We start from the raw sequence: 20,756 nt of genomic DNA on the forward strand, positions 1-20,756 counted from the left end.
TGTTTTTAGCATTAAAGGTCAAAGTTTTGATTCAATGACTGTTCATGACTTTTCCGCAGTACAAAAGATTGATGTGCTTAAAAGGGCAATAGGAAATGCAAGAGTGGTTATGTTGGGAGAGCATACGCATGGAGAAGGGAATGAATTTGAAGTAAAAGTAGAAGTCATTCGATACTTACATGAGCAAATGGGATTTAACGTCATTGCATTTGAAAGTGGCTTTTATGACCTCAGGAAGGCTAATCAGGAACTTAGAAAAGGCACCTCCACATCAGAAGCCATTGACAATAGTATTTTGTCAATTTGGTCAAAAAGTCAGCAATTTCAACCGTGCGTACAATATATAGATGACCATAAAAATGAATTGATTATTGCAGGTTTTGATTTACAACTAACCGGGGATTATTCTTTAAAGCAGTCAGAGGAGCTAAAATATTTGTTAAAGAAAAATCAAATCTTTTTGGATCAGGGGCATTACGAGTTTTTTAATGATCTAATAGTTAATCTTAGTAGTTTCCAGCTTGGATCTGATTTTGAATTAGAAACATTTAATCAGTTCTGCATAGAGGTAAAAAGTGCATTGACATCCATTAAAGACCCAACTATTGAGGAAGAGCAAAGCTTTTGGATTCAAAACCTTGAGAGTATTGATGCTCATGTAAGAGACATTTTGAACAATGGCACATATAATCTAAACCAGAAAAACTTCAAAGCATCTGATAATAACGCTCGTGATTTACAGATGGCCGAAAACTTTATGTGGATCATGGATCACTACCCCAATGAAAAAATAATATGCTGGGGTGCTACCACTCATTTAGCTAATTCATTTGCCAGTTTTGAAATAGAAGAGCTTGTAGAATATAAACCAATGGGTAACGTACTTAGAGAAAAATTAGCTATAGAAGATTTTTATACAATAGGTTTTGTGACAGCATCAGGTCAATTCGCAGGCATACATGAGCAGGTTAAAAATATACCTCACCTTGACACGCTTTCCTTAGAATATTATTTGTATTCTGAGGAATTTGAGAGATCGTTTATTGATTATCGAAGAATGCCAGAGGGTTTTAAGTTTATTTCTTATGGATTAGACCATAGTCCTTTAAACGGTGTATGGAAAGAAGTTGTAGATGGTGTGATATACCTACCTAAAGTAGAACCTTCTTTTCGTCGTCAAACCATTCAATGGAAGGAAGACAAAGTATTTTCATTGAATGGAGTATTGATTAACTCAGAAACCTCACGTCCTATTCCCTTTGCTCATGTGAGTAAGGAAAATTCGGCAATTGGTACTGTGTCTGATTTAGATGGATATTTTAAGATTAAGCTGCAAAAAGCTGATTCAAATGAGCTGCTCGATGTTCAATCAATCGGGTTTTCTTCTAAAACAATTAATATTCTTGATTTCCAAAATGGCGATACTGTGTTTATTTCCCCACTAGAGAAATTTCTTGAAGAGATAGTGGTTACAGCAAAACCACTGAGCGCAGAAGGAATTGTGAGAAAGTCAATCTTAAATTTAAATATAAACTATAACCCCGGGGCATTTGAAGGCCTATACTATAATGGAGTAAATGAAATAGATAGTATCAATGATGTTAGCAAGTATTATGAAACTGCTATTTTATTCCAGCACCCTGAAGGCTATCAAGGCGGAAATAAAAAACAAGTATCTATTCTTAATAAGCGAGGAGACGAGGAGACTGAGGATGAAGTCTCTCCATTGTTTTTGGACGTACCACATTGGCTGCTCAATGAATCTCATATGTTCGAATATCCATTAAATGTACGAACACTTAACGATTTTTATTTCGAGATAGTTGAAAGACAGATGATAGATTCTGTTATGATTTTCAAAATAGATTTTGTCTGCAAAAATCCAAAAAAGAAGAATGTAGGTTATAGTTTCGTTGACTCCTTTGTAGGAACTTTATTTATAGAGAGTGAAAATTATGCAATCGTTGAATATCAGATGAGTATATCCTTTAACCCAGTAATGTCAGCCGCATGGGAGTATGTACCAGTTTCCTTTTCATCTGTTTCTCACTTCACAAAAATCAATAATTATTATTATTTAGACCATACAAAATTTGATACAAGACATCAGCTTAAGGAAGGCAAGAGTTATCTGCACACAAGCACGAATTTTCTGCTAAATGGTATAATTCTAGATCCAAAACCTATTTCGAATCCTGTTTCGGACCTTAAACAAGTTTCATTTGATAGGCAGTTTTGGGATACTTTCAATACCCTTGATCCTATTCACTTATATGACTGAAAATTTAGAATGCACAATTGACAAATTGGAAAAGTCACTTGAAGAGTACTTTAAGGACAATTTAATTCCTACACTAGATTACAATCTTGGATATATCTTATTTCTAGTACAACATTGGTACAACTTTTTTGCAAAGAGATGCTCTAATATGAATAAAGCTGCAATAGCTTAAAACGTCAGAATCGATGATTTTATAGTGATGTATAACAAAAAAGGCCGATTTCGGATGAAATCGACCTTCGTTTTGTGACCTTGTCAGGATTATTTCATGATCCTTCGACGTTCCGAATTCCGAAAGACAAACCACGATGCTTTTCAAGCCTCTGGTTTTGTTGTTTCAGTGTCTTCGCTGAAACATGTTTCGCTAACCACTAAAACAACAAAACCCCAGCATGACGCTGGGGTTTGTCTCTCCTCGTGACCTTGTCAGGATTCAAACATTCTTTTGTAACAGATTGATAATGTTTGAGTTAAAAAAGATAAAATGAAAAGAGGTAACAATCGGGTATAATTAATTCGAACAGATTAGTACAACCGCTTTTGTTAATATTTTAATTGTATTTGTATACTAATGTCCTGTGGAGCTACCTCATTGCCTCCAAAGTATGGATAAAGCATGTAATAAACACCTATGTCACAGAGGTCTCCACGCTTTATAAATACAGGTTCCTCATCATTTATTTGAAAAGTGTATTGAGTACTTGTAAGTTGCAGCGTATAACTAACCTTTTGGTTGAGATCGACCGTACCAATGAAGGCGGTAATACGCTCACCATTAACATAGCAATAGGCATGAATTTCTAACTGATCATCTAGCCATCTCCATCCGAATCTTGCACTATTGTCATGATGCATGGAATTACAATCGGAAAAACCCATTAGTTTATTTACATCGTGCTGATTTTCCTCGATGTTTGTTTTGTATTGGGCTGATTCGTCAAAAATGGCTGTGAACATCAATACCTCTGATTGCATTGATCCTATCTTAGGAATGACGGGGGCATGTGTTCCTTTTTCTATTTTATAAACTTTAAACGGTTCTTCCCATTGAGGCTCACAAGCAATAAGGCTCAGAAGTATAGGGAGCATGTGGAGTATGGCCAGTTTCATGATTTAAAGGGTTAAGGTGAGTTTGATACTGGTTGCTGCTTCACCGGCTCTAAAGGCCATGCCAAAGTTGAAAGAAAAAAGTTTGGATATTTTTAATTCAGTTTCTAGTCCTGGTGTAACGATTACAAATCGTCGGTTACTTAAGCCACCTCTCAACACTGCATTCAGACGCAATCGGTCACACCTTGTCAGTGGAAAACTGACCATTCCACCCATGTACTCATAGATTTGTTGACCAATTTCATTAGCACCTCGGATATTGCGTTGGTAAAAGCCTCCGAATGTAAGACCTTGATTGGGGAGATAACTTACTTCAGTTCCTACCTGCAAACCCATTACGGTCTTTTCCGCTAAAGAGCTAACCCTTAACCCTTGACCAAAACTGATTGATGCCTGTAAGATGATGAAGAGGAATAACGAAGTAGAAATTAACTTTTTCATGGTTTGGATATTTGAATTAATATCCAAAGGTTGCCAATTTGTTTGCCGTTAGTAAGCAGTGGATTACGTAAAATGTTTTATACGTAAATCCACTAAAACCACCTTATCTATAAACGCGAATGACTTTTATGCCTCCTAATCCCCCAGCTATCAGGAGTCGATTGCTGCGATATCTGATGTGATTGACAGATTGATGATTTCCAAGGTCTAATGTACCTAAGATCTCTGGATTTGGGTTTATGGGATCTTTCTTATCAAATGTAGCTACAGCTATATGTTCGCCATTCGATATAAATATTAAGTCGCCATCTACACTCACAGCATTGCACACTTTGTCATCCGAGGTTGGTCCGGAAGGAAGAGGTACCTCGCCCACTATAGTACCTGATTTCAGGTTGATGATTTGAACGCCACTGTACCCAGCTGCCACAAAGATGAGATCACCGCTAATTTCAAATGTGGATTTTGCATGAGGTGTATTTAAACCATCAAAACTAATCTCATTAGACGAGAAGTTATTTTTTAGTTGTTTGACCCAAAGGTTTCCTGGCATCGCTTGTTGCACAAACACATTTTCATCGGCAATATCTACCCATCTGGCGTCTCGTAGCGGGAAATAAGAGGACGTACTCAAATCAGTTTCATTAAGCACATGAAGTCCGCCTCCAGTACTTTCATTGTTGCCGGTGGTCACATATACAAAATTATCTTTTTGTATCAATCCAGTAGCTGTATGTCCACCTAGCCGCCTGAAAAGCATATTTTCGGTTTGAATGGAATTTTTAACTACGTCCGCTGAACCTACGAAAGAGGTAGAGTCTGACCCTTCTGCTGCACCTACAAAGTATAATTTGGAGTTGTCAAAGTAGGCTGCATTTACATCACCGTTTTGGATAATTAACTGAGAAGTAAGTTTCAATTTGTCTCCACTGAGAGTCATTAAATCTACTGCACCCAAGTAAGGTTCGCCTTGTAAATTGTAGGTGGCAGCTATTAGGCTATTCTTAAGATCAAGTGAGCTAGCCATCAGTGTTTCCCCGTTTACCACAGGTGAGGCAATTTCCTCAGTAAGCACCAAGGTAAAATCACGTGCAATTCTTCCTCTTGAATGGGCTGTAAGAATGCCGATGGTATCTTGTTTTTGGCTCAACCTTAAGTTTAGGTCATAAGAGTTATCGTTCACAATCAGGTTGTCTTCATCTACTGGTAAAACCTGCATCAGATCATCTTCCATACAGCTACTGATAAACAAGAGTGCAGCTATTCCTACAAATGTGTTTTTAATCATTGTTTTCATGTTGTTCTAAATTTGCTGTTTATTAAAATAATAGTCTCTTTAGGCCGATTTGAATTTCTGATCTGTTTCTAAACATAAGCTCTCCGTATTCCTCTTTTCTAAGACCCATACTGATCTGCAGGAAGGTGCTCTCTTTTAGTTGAGTGCTGTATTTTACAGTAATACTTTGATTTTGGAGTACCATCACACCGCCATTAGAATTGAGATATTCTGGTGTGCTTGATCCTAATGTTAGTCTAGATTGCAGATAACTTCTCTGTCCTTTTAGATATATCCTTCCTTGTAAGGCATGTGTGTCATTGACCAAACCCTGGGTACTAGATAGATAGACTTGATAAAGCAGCGTATATTTCTTGTTATAAAATCCAATACTCGCTGTGTGAAGGAAAAAATCGGATGTCTTAAACTGGTATTTTTTGCTTCCTACACTGACCTCAATAGATCCCAAGTTTTGGAATAATTCTAATCCAGTAGTATAGGTGGACATAAAACTACTGTTAGAATAGGATGCAATTACAAAAAAGTAAGTACGAGAAGACAAGCGCGGATAAGCCTCAAATTCTAGATTAAGACCTCTACGTTTAAAGCGTTGAACGGCGGTAGCGTGGACATTCCAGGATAATTTTTTTTGTGCTCCATATCCCAGTCGTATTTGTTGCCAAGGGCTTAGGGCAGCGCTGAATTGGGAGTACGCTACTTCTGCTTCGGCAAACTTGAAATGGTTTGCTTCAATATTCTTCTTTAATTGCCTGGTCTGTGTATGTGTAGGATCTTTGGTCAAAATATCCTCGATTTGGGTCAGACTCTTGTTTACTAATCCAAGGTCATAATAGGCGTAGGCTTTGTAATACTTAAAGTCCAAATCACCCGAATACGTTTCTGTTATTTCATCCATCAGGTTGAGCAATTTTCCTGGGTTTTCAGACCAATAATAGATGGCAGCTTTGATTTTGTAGGCTTCCAAATCCTGTGAATAATAATCGAGCACCTCATTCACTATTGAATCGGCCTTGGCCAAGTCTCCACTCCAGGCGGCCGCTCGTGCTTTTTGACAAGTCAGATCATGATCTTTTGGAAAGTATTCGAGTGCAACAGAAATCACCGAATCAGCAGACGCATATCTTTTTGAAGAAGCCAGCGCCTTTATTTCTGCTGTGAACTTGCTGTATGTTTGACTGAACGACGGAGTAATCCAACTAATCGTTATTATGATTGAAAGTAAGATTTTCATAGGCTTGAACTTTTAAATCCGGTACGTTTCATTTTTCCCCAATCTTTCTTTCCAATCCATAGATCATAGTTGCCCTTGAGGGACCAGTAAAGGGTTTTTGGATGATATATGATGGGTTCCAATAAAGCGGTAATGAACATTTGCCATACCTCTCTATTCTTTTCGTATTTAGCAAATGACATCTCTTCGGCTAGCAAAGCACACATCGAGAAAAAAACGGCAAGTACATAGGTCAAAATAATTAATGATAGTGCCTGAGACCACCAGATATGACCAGTAAATAATAAAACAAAAAAGTACAAGATGCCTGCAGTTTCAACGATAGGAGCGAGCCATTCGAATAGGAACCAGAAGGGATAGCTGAGCATACCTGTAATACCATATTTGGGATTCAAGAACATTCTCCTGTGGATGTTTAGCACCTCCATAGTACCCCTTGTCCATCTGTTTCGTTGATTGCCCAATACCTGATTTGATTCTGGTACTTCGGTCCAGCATAGTGGATCAGGAATGAAGGATACTTTATATTTTTTATTTTTTAGAGACATGTAAGCTCTCATTCGAACTACAAGTTCCATGTCTTCACCGACGGTGCCAGTTTGGTAACCACCAACTGCCGTAGCAATTTTCCTGTCAAACATGCCTAATGCACCAGAGATTAGAATAAGGCCATTTAACCTGCCCCAGGCAACTCTTCCGAGTAAAAAAGCTCGCAGATACTCTAGTACTTGAAATCGTGCAAGTTGAGATTCTGGGAATCGAACATTCATCAATCTACCTTCTTCCACTTTGCAGCTATTGATTACTCTCACCACTCCTCCACAAGCAATAACTTCATTCTTTGGATCATCAATAAAGGGTTTGACTAATTTGAGTAATGCGCCAGGTTCTAGAATACAATCCACATCTATGCAAGTAATCAGGTCTTTGTCCGAAACATTAAGGCCAGCATTGAGCGCATCTGCCTTACCTCCATTTTGCTTGTCAACCACAACCAGTCTGTGAAGGGCTTTGTTGGTAGATTTGTAGATGGCTTTTATAGGTTGTGTTTTGATTTTTTCTTCCTCGTAAAAGGGAACTTTAACAAGGTCAAATTTTTCTATCATCTTTTGCATGGAATCATCCGTGCTTCCGTCATTTACAATGATCACTTCATAAGCATTGTATTGGATAGACAAAAGCGAACGAATATTTTCGTTGATGGTAAGGCTTTCGTTGTAGGCCGGGGCGATTAACGAAATGGATGGAGCAAATGGGGATGACAAAAGCTCGTCGTAGTTGGTGTATGATTTTACTTTGGAATATCTCCTGATCTCAAAAAGAGAACTCACCGTGAGAGCGAAATAGATCGCCGTGATGCTAGCAGCATAGCCCAAAAGTAAATATCCAAGAAGGTGCAGTGCGAGACTGAAAATTGACATGTTTAGTTGATTAATCTATGAGAATAATGGTTTATCATAAGGTCTCCTTTACCGGTAAACCTCATGGACGACAGTACGTTAGAACCAACTTTGTCCCAATTCGCAAATGTTTTTGACAATGATTTTAAAAGCCTAGAATTTTTGGTTTTGTTCAGTGCTTTTTCAAACAAAGGAGCCAATTTTCTACTGTCCCCAATTTGAGCCAGGCATTCGACACATTCTATTTTTACCTTAACAGACTTGGTACGTTTGAGAAGTACAAGTATGTGATTAACTGCTTGATCTGCTTCGAGCAGCTTGATGGCGTTTACTGCCTGATAACTGATGGATACATTTTGGTGAAAGGCTAGTTTCGTGATTTGCCCTATGGCATCATACTGGAGAAACCTTGCTGCTAACTCGATACAAAAACAGACAATCGCAGGATTAGGATGCTCAAAATAAGTTTTGAATAAGGGCACTTGATCAGGCGCAAGTGAGCGAAGCTTATTGTAGATCAAAACCTTTTCCCATTTGCTCAGTGGATCTTTCATTTGCTTCATGCATACCAATGGATCATCTGGAGACAGATTAATAAGTGCCACTCTTGTTTCACGTCGCACGGAACTGTGGTAATGATGTAAAAAACCTACAATCGACTCGAGGTCTTCATATCTTTTCATTTCTGCCAGTTCTTGTATTCCTTTAATGACCAGGGTATGGTCACCTTGCATTAATTTTTGCTTAGCCAGCCTGTGCAATTGGAGTTCATCGTACAATTTCTTCAATGCGCTTGACGACATGCCGGACAAGTTTTTGCGTAGTTGGATCAAACGATCCGAAATATATTGAGAAAGTATTCGAGATCTACGCGAAATTCTATGCAGCTTGATATTTGCGGCTTCTATTTCGGTATAGTTGTCATTTACATTACAGGCTGATATGGCAATCATATTGAGACTTTCATTGATCAGACTGTGCATTTTTATGGTTCGAAGTAGTCTTATCCTTTTTACTGCTCTTGAGAAAGAAATTGAAGCTAGTATGGCAATAGACAGACCGACAAACACCAAGACGAGTGCTCCAATAGGGGAGATATCGAGGGGTAGTATGTTTGTTAGATTTTTCATTTTAGGACGCGGTTAATAGTCTTTTTACTCTCATGGACAGCTCATTTGGGCTGAATGGCTTGCTGATAAAATCATCAGCCCCTAGCTGAAATGCTTCCGTGACTGTGTTTTCGATCCCTTCTAGGGATAGCACGATTATCGGAACCTTATTTCCTAGTTTTTCCCTAACGAATGTGACCAGTTCCAATCCTGAGAAATAGGGCATATGGATATCCGTAATGATCAAATCAAAGTCCTCGTGTAATATTTTGTGCATTGCACTTTTACCGTCGGTCACTTTTACCACTTCTCCGTAGTTGTCCTTTGACAGCTTAAATCTTATCATGCTGATCAACGCTTCGTCATCTTCACATACCAGAATTTTCTTCATGATTTTAAGTTTTTCTTGATCGTATTTAGTTTGAATATGACCTTGTCACATGCTATTGTCAGCTCACTGATAAGTATTGAATCACCTTTAGATGGATTTGCATTTATTGCTGCGCTTAGATTCTCAGCTATTTCATCGAGCGATGAAATAGAGAATATTCTATTACTGGAATTGATTTTATGCCAGCTTTCGAATAGCAGGGTTTCATCTCTCAAGTGAAATGCCTCAGTGGCGGACACTTCATATTCTTCGTAGTTTTTAATAAAGCAATCCACTAATTCGAATGCGAATTCCGTGTCATGGTCTGCATATTCAAGTAGATGTTTTTTGAATTCCAATACAGATTCTTGTTCTTCTGGCGAGGTAACAAGTGTTGTGTGCCTTTCAATTGTCAGGTATAGGTCGGCCATTTCATAAGGCTTGGAAATCACTTCGTCAATCCCTCGATTTTTGTAATTTGCCAAATTCAAATCCTCCCCATGGTTTACATAGGCAATAAGAGGAGTGTTGGAAAATTCTTGATTCAATATTTGCTCTACATTTGATACGTTGTTATTGAGCATATTTAAATCCATAAAAACCAGAGCGTATTCTTCGTTATAGAGTTTTTCAATCACTTCTTCAGAGTTGCTCACACAGTCAGAAGTAATGTTCTTTTGCGTAAGCATCTGTTGTGTAATCATTTTATTGACTTCGTTTTGATCTGCTAGTAGAACTTTCATGGTAGGTGTGTTTGGGTGAGTTATATCGGTTAGAAAGTGACTATCAGTAGGATTGCCAAGAGGAAAAGGAGTTGTTGAAGGCTGTTTAGACCTCTCACATATTTTACCATTCTTATGATGGACAATGCCTTTTTTGATACTCGTATCTTCATGGTTGTAATTGTTTAAATCTTTGTGTCAAAGGTGAGAGAGTATTTGTAGGATTGGAATAATAGATACTCGGAAAGATTTTTTTAGGTGATTTGACTAAAAGCACTGATGTGGAGTAAATTTGGTTGGCCAAAAAAAAAGGGTGAGCCAAAAACGGTCACCCTTAGTGTCATAATAGAAAATTAGTTTTGCTAAATATCTATAAAGCCATTTTTTATCGAAAATTTTATCAGTTCAATTGTATTTTTGAGGTTCAGTTTTTCCATGATATGACTCTTGTGAGAGTCGACCGTTCTCACACTAATGAATAATTTATCTGAAATTTCTTTGTTGCTAAGCCCTTGGCAGACTAGCAATAAAATTTCTTCTTCTCGCTTGCTTATTTTTCCTGATCCTTTACTTGCAGCTGCAGGCCCCTTCGTTTTCTTTTTGTAGTAGTTTTTGAAAATGGCCTCTGAGACTTTCGGGTCGAAGTACTCTTCTCCTTCGTAGACTTTTTCAATGGCCTCTATTAGCGTTGCCTTTCTTACATCTTTAGGCAGGTATCCAGACACGCCATATTCCAGCGCCTCCGAAATGAACTCTTCTGAAATTTCCATGGACATGAGGATGATCTTTGATTCAGGGGAAGTTTCTTTTATTTTTTTCATAGCCTCTATGCCATTCATTTCTGGCATCATAATGTCCATGAGCACAATATCTGGTTGGTTGTGTTCCACTTGTATTGTTGCGTCCAGTCCATTTTCGGCTTCAGCTATGATCTCAATGTGATCTTCATATTTCAACATCGCTTGTATTCCATCTCGAATGAGACCATGGTCATCGGCTACTACTATTCTAATTTTTGTCATAGTTGTTTTTATTTTCAAATGGAATTCGGACTTGAATAGTCGTTCCATTGTTGGGTTTGGAATTGATATCTATAAAGCCATGGAGGGTTTTGGTTCTTTCCTTTAGATTGGTCAAACCATGGCCACTTTTATAGTTAGGGTCTTTTGTATCGAAGCCCTTTCCATCATCTGATATATATAGAAGTATATGATTGGGTTTTTTGGCTAGTTTTACGGAAGCTGTAGAAGCTTCAGAATATTTAGTCATATTATTAACAGACTCTTGGATAATTCGATAAACAGTGACCCTTGCCTTTTCGCCTAGGTCATCTTTTTCCAATTGGTATGTTGCCTTGAAAGATATTCCACTAATAGCTTGCGCTTCGTTACATAGCTCATAAATGGCCTTTTCCAATCCTAATTCATCTAAAATTTTAGTAGATAGATTTTTAGTAATTCTTCTAGCTTCATCCATAGTCATTTCCAATGTTTTATGGATTTTTTCTAGCTGTTGTTCTACTTCCAACTCTGGCATGCCATCGAGAGCTGCCAGATTGAAGTTTGTAGCCGCTAAAAGCTGACCTATGCCATCGTGAATTTCTCTTGCTATCCGAGCCCTTTCAAGTTCTTGTCCTTCTAGCAGAGCATTTTCGGCTTCTTTCTTTTTAGATATGTCTTGAATAGTCCCAAAGAGGTTTTCAACTTGGTTTTGGCTGTCTGTTTTGAATCTACCAATGGCTCTTACGGTTTTGACACTATGGTTAGGAAGCAAAATTCGATGTTCGATGTCGTAGGTTTCTGCTGTCGCAAGGGCATCAAATATTTTCTTGCGACTGAGCTCACGATCTGAAGGGTGAATTCTTTCCAGATAATGGTCGAAAGTTAACCAGAGATCACTTTGCCCAAACTGAAGAATGCTATTGAATTCCTCAGAACAGTTCAGAATATTTTGTGTAATGTTCCAGTCAAAACTTCCCATCTGAGCCATTGACTGAGCCTCTTTGAGTAAAAGTTGGCTCTTTTCTAATTTTTCATGACTTCGTTTTTGCTCTGTTACATCTTGTACAGTACCCACTATTTTGTCAATATTGCCTCTATCGTTCTGAGATGGTTTGCCTTTAGTTTGGAACCACAAGATAGAACCATCCGACTGTAAGATTCTATGTTCAATTTGAAATGACTCACCGTCCAATACCGCACTTCTAAACGCCTCACCGATCTTGAGCCTGTCTTCTGGATGGCAAAGTTTTAAAAAACTCTTGTACTTCAAGGTTCTTTCAGAAAGTTGGATGCCAAGCATTTTTGCAGCCCCAAGGGAATAAAATAATTTTTCTAGAGACACATAAAACTCCCAACTCCCCATATTGGCTACGTTTTCAGCTTCAAGTAGCATAGCCTCACTATGTTTGAGTTTCTCTTGGGAATGAATGCTTTCTGTCACATCTCGACTGATCCCTACAATTCCTACCACTTTGTTGACGCTATCAAAAATGGGAGACTTATGATTATCAAATATTAGAACCTCTCCTTTATGATCTGTGAGGGTTTGCATAGTGGTGACAAGTGCTTGAGATTTGAGTACTTTTTTGTCAGCTTTTTCCGATTCGTCGGCGAGTGTTTTTTCAATTAAATCTTTGTCTTTTTTATTGAGAATATCTTTGGCTTTTAGGTTACTTATTTTCTCAAAAGACTTGTTGACCATTAGATACCTGCCCTCTTTGTCTTTTAGGTATATCACATCTGGAATGGCGTTGAAAATGCTTTCTAGTAGTGCATTTTTTTCTTGTAACTCACTCTCCATTTTAGCTCGGTGTGTGATGTCCTGACTTACGCCAATAAGCGTTTTTACTTTGGTCTCTATGTTGAAATGAGGAATTAAAGTAAGATCAATAAGTTTTTTTCCATCTTGAGCATGGAAAACGCCATTAAATGACTTCCCGTTAGGTTTTTCTTTCAGCCAATTTTTATATTGACTGAGATCCTTCTGGTCGAATATGTCTTTTATATGTATGTTCTTCTTCTCGGTTCCAAATATTTCAGCACCTCTTCTATTAATAGTGGTGACTTGTCCTTTGAAGCTTAATTCACAAATGCCAACAGGTGCATTATCGATGAGTTGTTGATACCTTGCTTCCGATGTTAGAAACGCTTTTTGAGCAGATATTTTCTGTTTGCGTTCTTCGATTTCCTTGAGCGCTCTTTTAATCACCATAGGAAGTCTGATCAGGTTACCTTTCAGCACGAAATCTGAAGCACCTTGTTTTAATGTTTCTACGGCTCGTTCCTCACCCATAGAACCTGTCACAAATATGAATGGAATTTCTGGGGCTTCTTTTTGCACCCACTCTAAGGCTTCCATTCCATTGAAATTTGGCAAATTAAAATCGGCTATAATGAGATCGGGTTCGAATTCTACAACTAACTTTTTAAACTCAAACTCAGTATCAGTGGATTGATAGTCGAATCGAATATTTTCTTTGGTTAAGATTCTGAGCGTCAGTTTTAATTCGGCAACAATATCTTCAAAGAACAGAAATCTAGGGATATTCCTCTCAGCTTGATTTCCATTTCTTGAATTTTTGTTTGTCATATCTGTATTCGATTGATAGCTGTAGGCAATTATTTACAAGGTCTTTAAGAAGAGAATTCATGATTGAGATTCTTTTAAGAAATCTGAGAGTGTTTGGATTTTTCTTTTGAAGCAAGACCTTGAGTATTGACAAAATATTCAGATGACAAATCCTTTGGATCATCTTGTGCTGGTATGTATATATAAAAAGTCGACCCGTGGTTGATCTTACTTTGTCCTTCTATATAGCCGCCATGACGATCCACAATTTTTTGTACTATCGCCAATCCCATGCCTATACCTTCAAATTCATTCATTTTGTGAAGTCTTTCAAGAGGTTTAAATATTTTGCTGTAGTGGTTCATGTTGAAACCCACGCCGTTGTCTTTCAAATAAAATTGACTTGAACCATTCTGGGTTGTAAATCCAATTTCAATTGTTGGTTTTTTTTCTTTATTGCTGAATTTTATAGCGTTGTTGATCATGTGAGTTAGTGCTTGATTCATCAAAGCCCGATCTCCATAAAAGGAAGAAGATTCTTTGATGTCAGTTTTAAAATCAAAATGTGCCAGTTTCTGATTATCCTTGATCAATGTCAAAACCTCCTCAACAAGTGGTTTTGCTTCAATCTCAGATTTAAAGAGTTCCTTGCGTCCGATGGATGAAAGTTCTCTTATACCCTCTATCAGCAGGTTCAACTTTGTAGCGTTCGAAGAAATAGTTTTAAGGCTTTGCTGTCCCTCATCATCTAATTTCTCAAGATAATCTTCCAAAAGAATTGAGGAAAATCCTTCTATTATCCGAAGTGGTGCGCGCAAATCATGGGAGACAGAATAAGAAAATTCTTCTAATTCTTTCCTTAACAGGTTGGATTCTAGTCGATGTGTGATCACTTTCTTTTCAAGATCTACAAGCTCTTCTTCAAGATTGTGAATCTTTAACTCGGCTTTTCTTAATTCATCGTTGTCTTCTGGATAATGCTTCTTGCCGGGTTCGAATTTTTTCGTATTTTCCTTGAACTGGAATGGTCTTCTTTCCTCAGTTGAGATCTTCGATTTGACTGTACCAATAATAAGTGGGAAAGAAATGGCTATAAATAAAGGGGCCATTCCGATCGTGTTTTTCACAGAAATTGAATTTGTTAGAATTGCCTCTATCAGAATGCAGGCAAATATGAATATTGGAAGGCCATAATTAATGGCATGGCCTAAATTTGAATTTCGCTTTTGTTTCTTGTCTACGGGGTGGTTCTTCCCCATGTAAAGAAAGGTATGATATAAAACATACTGCCAAAGTGAACATGACGCAAACACATTCCACACTCTAAAAACAGCATTTTCTAGCTTTTCTGGTCTCCACATAGCATTCATAGTTTATCGATTTTAGCTTAGTCCAAGCTCAATCTCTTGTGATCATTATTTTCAACAGAATGGCTAAAGAGAGATAAACATGAAATGTTTAGTTAGAAACAAGAATGCCTTTCCCTTTTAGGATAACAATAAAATCTATGATTGAATGTAAGGGCTGAACACTGCACAGTTCAATTTCTCAGGTTGCCCTTTGAAAATGTGCTAGAGTATGCATAGTACCATTCTATAGATTTCGGCCATCGCAACCGTATCCAATTGAAAATTTTGCTTCTTATTCTATAAAATGCTGCATTGAAAGATAGTAAATAACATTTGAAACAAAAAAGGTAATAGGGCCTAATGTGGGAATAATTAATGTAGAATAAACAATTGGTCTTTTAATGCAGGTTAGACAAGGCGGTTTTACGGGAATTACCGATAAAATATTATACGTTGATCGCCTATTCCAACAGCTTTAATCCCGATATATTTTTGGGTTAATCAATTGGAAAAAAGATAATGATGGAACTCATATTAACCACTTCAAATATTGTATCGGCATTGAGCCTTATCATATTATTCATGTCTTTGTGGCTCATGATGAAAATATATAAAAACATGAATGGCAGGCTGTATGGCGGCATCTGGTGGAGTTCTTTTTTGTTACTTCTAATTTTCACCTTTTCTGAAGGTGCGCTTGCTTATTATGTATGGGTAGATAGATTGGCTTTGGTTCAAAATGAGGTCGGGGCTGCTATGTTATGCTCAGCGATTTTTACTCTGGTAGTAATTTATGCGGGTTTACGGACTACCAAAGATTTGAAGCAGATAAATATTTCGAAACATTATCTAGATAAAATTATGCATTCTATGGGTTCTTATCTAGTAGTTACAGACCCTAAATTGAAAATTCAAAAGGTCAACAAAGCAATATGCCAGGAACTCGGAATGAGTCAAAAGGAATTAATTGGCCAACATCTCAATTGTATTTTCAGAGACAATGATTTGTCTGATTTGGCGGACAACCATAGCGAGCAGACAGAGGTGTTTATAGAAAGTAAGAATGGAGATAAAATATCTGTTTTGCTTTCTAAGGAACCAATTTGCAACGAGCGGGAAGAAGTATATGGGTTTGTTTTTCAGGCATTTATCAATCATCAAAAAGAAATCCAGCATTTGTATTCGTTCTTCAGATCCATTTTGAACAATTCAAACTTCGCAATTGTGGCCACTGATACATTTGGTGTCATCACAGGTATGAACCCCGCTGTTGAAAGATATTTTGGTTATAAGGAAGAAGAAGTATTAAATCAGATTTCTCCAAATCTGTTTCATAGTGATGAGTGTATAGAAGAATTCATATCTGAAAATAATATTGACTACCCAGAACCAAATTTCTCTGTTTTCACAGAAATGGTGGATAACGGACAACCAATAAGTAAAGAGATGATAATGAGAAAACGGGATGGCACGCTGTTTCCTGCGCTTATTACAGTCAACGCAATTAAGAATCAAGGTGAAACGACTGGTTATTTTGAAATCATTGCAGATATCTCAGAAAAGAGGGAGGCTGAGGAGGCATTGAAGAAAGCCAACGCAGAGCTGAAGGATTTTGCTCATATCGTATCTCATGACCTGAAGGCTCCTTTGCGTGCGATAGGCACCTTGGCCTCGTGGCTGCGAGATGATTATGCTGAGCAACTTGACAGTGAAGGACAAGAACAATTCAATTTGCTAATGGGTCGAGTGACTAGAATGGAGGGACTCATCAATGGGATACTGGAGTACTCTAAAGTAGGAAGAAAGAATAATGAGGCCGCTGAATCAGAGGATATAAAGGAAATAATCGCGGAAGTTGCAGATGCAATCGTGCCGCAGGATAAAATTGACCTCGTTCTGGAGACGTCAATGCCAAGTATTGCGATTGATCGTACCCGTGCCCAACAAATTTTCCAAAATATTATTAGTAATGCGGTCAAATATATGGACAAAGAAAAAGGTGAAATAAAGATTGCTTGCCACAAAGAAAATGGTTTTTGGACATTTAGTGTGGCGGATAACGGACCTGGAATTGAGAAACAATACTTTGATAAGATTTTTCAGATTTTCCAGACACTCAAACCAAGAGATGAATATGAGAGCACAGGTGTGGGTCTGGCTATTGTAAAAAAGAGTGTTGAACTATATGGAGGTGAAGTCTGGTTGGACTCAGATATAGACCTTGGAACAACATTCTATTTCACCCTTCCTGAAAACTAGAATAACAACTAACCGAAAATACAAAGGATATGAAAAATGAACTGCCTATTCTTTTGGTCGAAGACGATAAAGTAGATCAAATGACAGTAAAAAGAATATTGAAACAATTGAATGCAGATAATCCCATAACTATCAAACAAAACGGATTGGAAGCATTGGAATATTTGAATGATCCTGCAAATGACAAGCCAGGGTTGATCCTTTTGGATCTAAATATGCCAAAAATGAATGGCATTGAATTTCTGAAGGAAGTAAAGAAAAAATTGCCTTTGAAACTGATTCCTATTGTTGTGATGACTACCTCTCGTGAGGAACAAGATCGACTAGATAGTTTCGGGCATAGTGCAGCAGGGTATATGGTAAAGCCAGTACAGTATCGCCATTTTTTGCAAGTAATGGAGACCGTGTATAACTATTGGCTGTTGAGTGAGTCGGCGGTAGCATAATCAACCATCTGATTCAATTATTAAACATTTTAATAAAGAAATTATGAAAACTAAACTCTTATTAATAGAAGATGATAAAATCGATCAAAAAGCTTTTGAACGATTTGCAAATCGGGAAATGACAGACTGTATCTATGAGATAGCCGGATCCGTAACTGATGCAAAAAAATCACTTGAAGAAGGTAATTATGATGTTGTCATTACAGATTTTTCTCTTGGTGATGGTGACGCGTTTGATTTGCTGACAGAAACCAAGGAGATACCTGTAATTTTTGTGAGTGGCGCTGGCAATGAAGAAGTAGTAATTGAAGCTATGAAGAATGGTGCCTCTGATTTTCTCATCAAAGACTCTGTGAGAAATTACCTTAAAGTTCTTCCTCTTGTTATACAAAAGATCCTCGAGCAGAGACGTTCGAAACAAAAATTACAGGAGGCAGAAATCCAAATAAAAAAGCTTTCACATGTTTCTCGTCAAACTATTAACCCGGTGATCATATTTGATAGAAACAAAAAAATTGAGTGGGTCAATGAGGCCTTCATAAATTTAACAGGCTATTCATCTGAAGAAATTTATGGAATGTCTGCGGGGCTTTTTAGCCGAAAAGAAGGGCCGTTTGATGATTCAAAGGTTGCCAGAAGAGTGGTCAATCTTAAAAAATCGTATACCTATGAGTCAATTTGCTACGGTCGAGATGGGTCAGAGTACTGGACTGACAATTCGCTTTCTCCCATTCTTGATGAAGCTGGAGAGATTATTAACTATGTGATTGTTCAAACGAACATTACAGAGAAAAAAAAGACAGAGATGGCTCTTAGAGAAGCTAAGGAGGCTGCTCTGCAATCAGAAAAGGCAAAGGAGCACTTTTTGGCAAATATGAGTCACGAGATTCGAACACCGCTCAACAGTATAGTTGGGTTCACTGATTTACTTCTGCAAGAAAAGACAAGTGCTAAGCAACGTGAATATCTGGATGCAGTGAAATGGTCTTCTGGGAATTTGCTCGGAATAATCAATGACATTCTCGATATGAGTAAAATTGAATCAGGCAAAATCGAACTGGAAAAAACTGAAATGAACCTTAAGGTCTTAGCTGAATCTTGTGCTAAATCACTTTCGGTGAAAGTACCTGAGATGGTAGAGCTGAATGTAGATGTGGATGCTTCTATTCCTGTCTGTCTGGAGGGAGACCCGATACGCATGAATCAAATACTCACCAATTTGCTCAACAACAGTTTGAAATTTACCGAACGTGGAGAAGTAAGACTTGCCATACATCAAAAGTCTATTAACCGAGGTCAATCGGAAATTACTTTTGTGGTAACTGATACTGGCATCGGAATTCCTGCTGATAAACTGGGGGAGATTTTTGAAACGTTTATACAAGCTTCGTCTGAGACAACTCGGAAGTACGGAGGTACTGGTCTGGGTCTGCCGATAGTTAAAGAGCTAGTAGCACTTCATGGTGGAGAAATAAATGTGGAAAGTGAGGAAGGAAAAGGAAGCAAGTTTGAATTTACAATAAAACTCGATGCTTACAATAAACCTGAGAAAAAGAAGGATGAGAGGGCTCCCAGTTTCATGAAACTGGATCAATTGAGGCTTTTGATTGTCGAAGATCATCCGCTGAATCAATTGCTCATTAAAACTACGTTGCAAAGACAAAACATCAATTTCGATTTGGCCAACAATGGAAAAGAAGCTATCACCATGGTCAATGAGACGGATTACGATCTTATTCTAATGGACATTCATATGCCAGAAATGGGAGGTATTAAAACTACCCAGGTCATTCGTAACTTGCTGAGCGAGCCTAAGAGAAGTGTACCCATTTTGGCAATGACGGCTAGTGCTATGAGAAATGATTTGGAAGCTTGTTTGGAATGTGGAATGAACGACTACATACCTAAGCCATTCAAGGTTGAAGAATTGTTTGCGAAAATCCAACAATGGACCAATGTAGTGCAAGAAGCAAAACAAGATGTAGCATAAATGAATTTTGAAGTTAAATATGACAGTTATGATAAATTTTAATTATTTGAATGAAGTCTTCTCTGGTGACGCCCAGCTGATTGATGATGTGTTAGATATTTATATATCAGAGTATCCAGAATTTGAGGCTAGGTTCGCAAATTGTATGGCGCGTAGAGAAATGGAAGAGATTAGTAAGATGGCACATAAGTGGCAATTTACAGCCAAGGTTCTTGGCCTTGTTGAACTAAAAAATGACCTGATACAATTGCAGGATTATGCAAACCTAACATTTCATGAGACCGATCAATTGACCACAAAGGTGCTAGGTCAGGTGAAAGAAGCTTTTGGTCAGTTGCTGACCCATCGAACAGCTTCTTGAGCCTGAAATTTATCTCTAAAAGAACTCATAAAAGTCCAGTAAGGACTTTTATGAGTTCTTTTATTTTCCTAAAATGATTCCTGATTTAATGGATAACGGCATCGAAGCATTCTAAAGCAAGTTTTGAATGCAGTTTACGAGAATTACGTAATATTTAAAATACGAAACTCACGAATAATAAACGAGTGTTTGTCGCACGATTTTTACAGTATTAAAATTCTAATATAAACTAAAGATCATGAAAACGCTTTACAAAATTTTTACCATTACAATCTTAATCTGGTTACCCAGATTTGTAGATGCACAAACGTTAAAAACCTCAGTATATTCGGGAGCTAAGCCACGAGCCATATCGGGAGTATCCATTGGTGTGCAGTTGCCTGGATTTATCGGAGACATCGAGGTGGGCGGATTTTATGAAACCCATTCTAAATTCACCACTGACTCCAATGGGGAGGAGTCTCGAGAGGTTATCGGAGCACAGGGAATCCTCGCTTCATTTTCTGTGGCTTCAACAAGAAAATTAAATGTGAATTTTGGAACTAAGATTGGTTTGATTCGCGACGGTGTATTTATCCACCCATCTCTTACTGCAGAGTATTATTTGAGTGATATTGTATCTGTGGGAGTAGAAAGTAGACTTGCAAACATGACGCCAGCTTTCCAAGCTAAGCTGTCTTTCTATATGTTTGGAGCACAAGACAGAAAGTTTCGTCAGGCCAAATATAAGGCTCGAAAAGAATCTTATAGAGTACACAAACAATATAGAGATTAATAATATAAAGCAAAGCGTGCTGTTACAGCACATGAATCGGCAAGT

At 37.8% G+C, this 20,756-nt stretch carries 17 protein-coding genes; 6 read left to right on the plus strand and 11 right to left on the minus strand.

Annotated elements, in window-relative coordinates:
- Positions 1–34: 34 nt before the first annotated feature.
- Positions 35–2,281, plus strand: a complete 2,247-nt coding sequence (locus tag B9A58_RS13000; protein ID WP_176214772.1) for an erythromycin esterase family protein — start codon at positions 35–37, stop codon at positions 2,279–2,281.
- A gap of 543 nt (positions 2,282–2,824) precedes the next feature.
- On the opposite strand, the gene B9A58_RS13010 is transcribed toward B9A58_RS13000, so the two are convergent.
- The 11 genes from B9A58_RS13010 to B9A58_RS13060 form a co-directional block, all read right to left on the minus strand.
- Positions 2,825–3,391, minus strand: a complete 567-nt coding sequence (locus B9A58_RS13010; RefSeq protein ID WP_084373311.1) for a hypothetical protein — start codon at positions 3,389–3,391, stop codon at positions 2,825–2,827.
- A gap of 3 nt (positions 3,392–3,394) precedes the next feature.
- Complete coding sequence (locus B9A58_RS13015) at positions 3,395–3,832, minus strand: hypothetical protein (RefSeq protein WP_084373312.1); 438 nt, start codon at positions 3,830–3,832, stop codon at positions 3,395–3,397.
- 103 nt (positions 3,833–3,935) lie between these two features.
- On the minus strand, positions 3,936–5,129 hold the full coding sequence (locus B9A58_RS13020; protein ID WP_084373313.1) for an LVIVD repeat-containing protein: 1,194 nt from the start codon (positions 5,127–5,129) through the stop codon (positions 3,936–3,938).
- A gap of 22 nt (positions 5,130–5,151) precedes the next feature.
- Positions 5,152–6,360: a YaiO family outer membrane beta-barrel protein gene (locus tag B9A58_RS13025; RefSeq protein ID WP_084373314.1), complete on the minus strand. Its 1,209-nt coding sequence runs from the start codon at positions 6,358–6,360 to the stop codon at positions 5,152–5,154.
- Positions 6,357–7,781, minus strand: a complete 1,425-nt coding sequence (locus B9A58_RS13030) for a glycosyltransferase family 2 protein (protein WP_084373315.1) — start codon at positions 7,779–7,781, stop codon at positions 6,357–6,359. The genes B9A58_RS13025 and B9A58_RS13030 overlap by 4 nt, the downstream gene beginning before the upstream one ends.
- Before the next feature lie 2 nt (positions 7,782–7,783).
- Positions 7,784–8,890 carry a HEAT repeat domain-containing protein gene (locus tag B9A58_RS13035; RefSeq protein WP_084373316.1) on the minus strand — a complete coding sequence of 369 codons (1,107 nt, stop codon included), beginning with the start codon at positions 8,888–8,890 and terminating at the stop codon, positions 7,784–7,786.
- Between the two features lies 1 nt (position 8,891).
- Positions 8,892–9,260, minus strand: coding sequence for a response regulator transcription factor (locus B9A58_RS13040; RefSeq protein WP_084373317.1), 369 nt, complete (start codon positions 9,258–9,260; stop codon positions 8,892–8,894).
- Positions 9,257–9,982: a response regulator gene (locus B9A58_RS13045; protein WP_084373318.1), complete on the minus strand. Its 726-nt coding sequence runs from the start codon at positions 9,980–9,982 to the stop codon at positions 9,257–9,259. Before B9A58_RS13045 ends, B9A58_RS13040 begins: the two co-directional genes overlap by 4 nt.
- 341 nt (positions 9,983–10,323) lie before the next feature.
- Positions 10,324–10,983, minus strand: coding sequence for a response regulator transcription factor (locus B9A58_RS13050; RefSeq protein WP_176214773.1), 660 nt, complete (start codon positions 10,981–10,983; stop codon positions 10,324–10,326).
- The gene (locus B9A58_RS13055; RefSeq protein WP_084373320.1) at positions 10,970–13,552 is read right to left on the minus strand and encodes a PAS domain S-box protein; all 2,583 of its coding nucleotides are present in this window, start codon (positions 13,550–13,552) and stop codon (positions 10,970–10,972) included. The genes B9A58_RS13050 and B9A58_RS13055 overlap by 14 nt, the downstream gene beginning before the upstream one ends.
- A 74-nt stretch (positions 13,553–13,626) precedes the next feature.
- Complete coding sequence (locus tag B9A58_RS13060; protein WP_176214774.1) at positions 13,627–14,892, minus strand: sensor histidine kinase; 1,266 nt, start codon at positions 14,890–14,892, stop codon at positions 13,627–13,629.
- A 507-nt stretch (positions 14,893–15,399) separates the two neighbouring features.
- Between B9A58_RS13060 and B9A58_RS13065 the strand changes: the two genes are divergently transcribed.
- The 5 genes from B9A58_RS13065 to B9A58_RS13085 all read left to right on the plus strand — a co-directional run bounded on the left by B9A58_RS13065 (position 15,400) and on the right by B9A58_RS13085 (position 20,711).
- Positions 15,400–17,139: a PAS domain S-box protein gene (locus B9A58_RS13065; protein WP_084373322.1), complete on the plus strand. Its 1,740-nt coding sequence runs from the start codon at positions 15,400–15,402 to the stop codon at positions 17,137–17,139.
- A 29-nt stretch (positions 17,140–17,168) separates the two neighbouring features.
- Positions 17,169–17,585 (plus strand): response regulator, encoded by a 417-nt coding sequence (locus tag B9A58_RS13070; RefSeq protein WP_084373323.1) that lies wholly within the window; start codon positions 17,169–17,171, stop codon positions 17,583–17,585.
- Between the two features lie 43 nt (positions 17,586–17,628).
- Positions 17,629–19,575, plus strand: coding sequence for a response regulator (locus tag B9A58_RS13075; RefSeq protein WP_084373324.1), 1,947 nt, complete (start codon positions 17,629–17,631; stop codon positions 19,573–19,575).
- A 28-nt stretch (positions 19,576–19,603) separates the two neighbouring features.
- On the plus strand, positions 19,604–19,936 hold the full coding sequence (locus B9A58_RS13080) for a hypothetical protein (protein ID WP_084373325.1): 333 nt from the start codon (positions 19,604–19,606) through the stop codon (positions 19,934–19,936).
- 238 nt (positions 19,937–20,174) lie between these two features.
- Entirely contained in the window at positions 20,175–20,711 is a 537-nt protein-coding gene (locus B9A58_RS13085; protein ID WP_084373326.1) for a hypothetical protein, read from the plus strand.
- Positions 20,712–20,756 lie beyond the last annotated feature (45 nt).

It is taken from the genome of Reichenbachiella faecimaris, from assembly GCF_900176375.1.
Classification (GTDB): Bacteria; Bacteroidota; Bacteroidia; order Cytophagales; family Cyclobacteriaceae; genus Reichenbachiella; species Reichenbachiella faecimaris.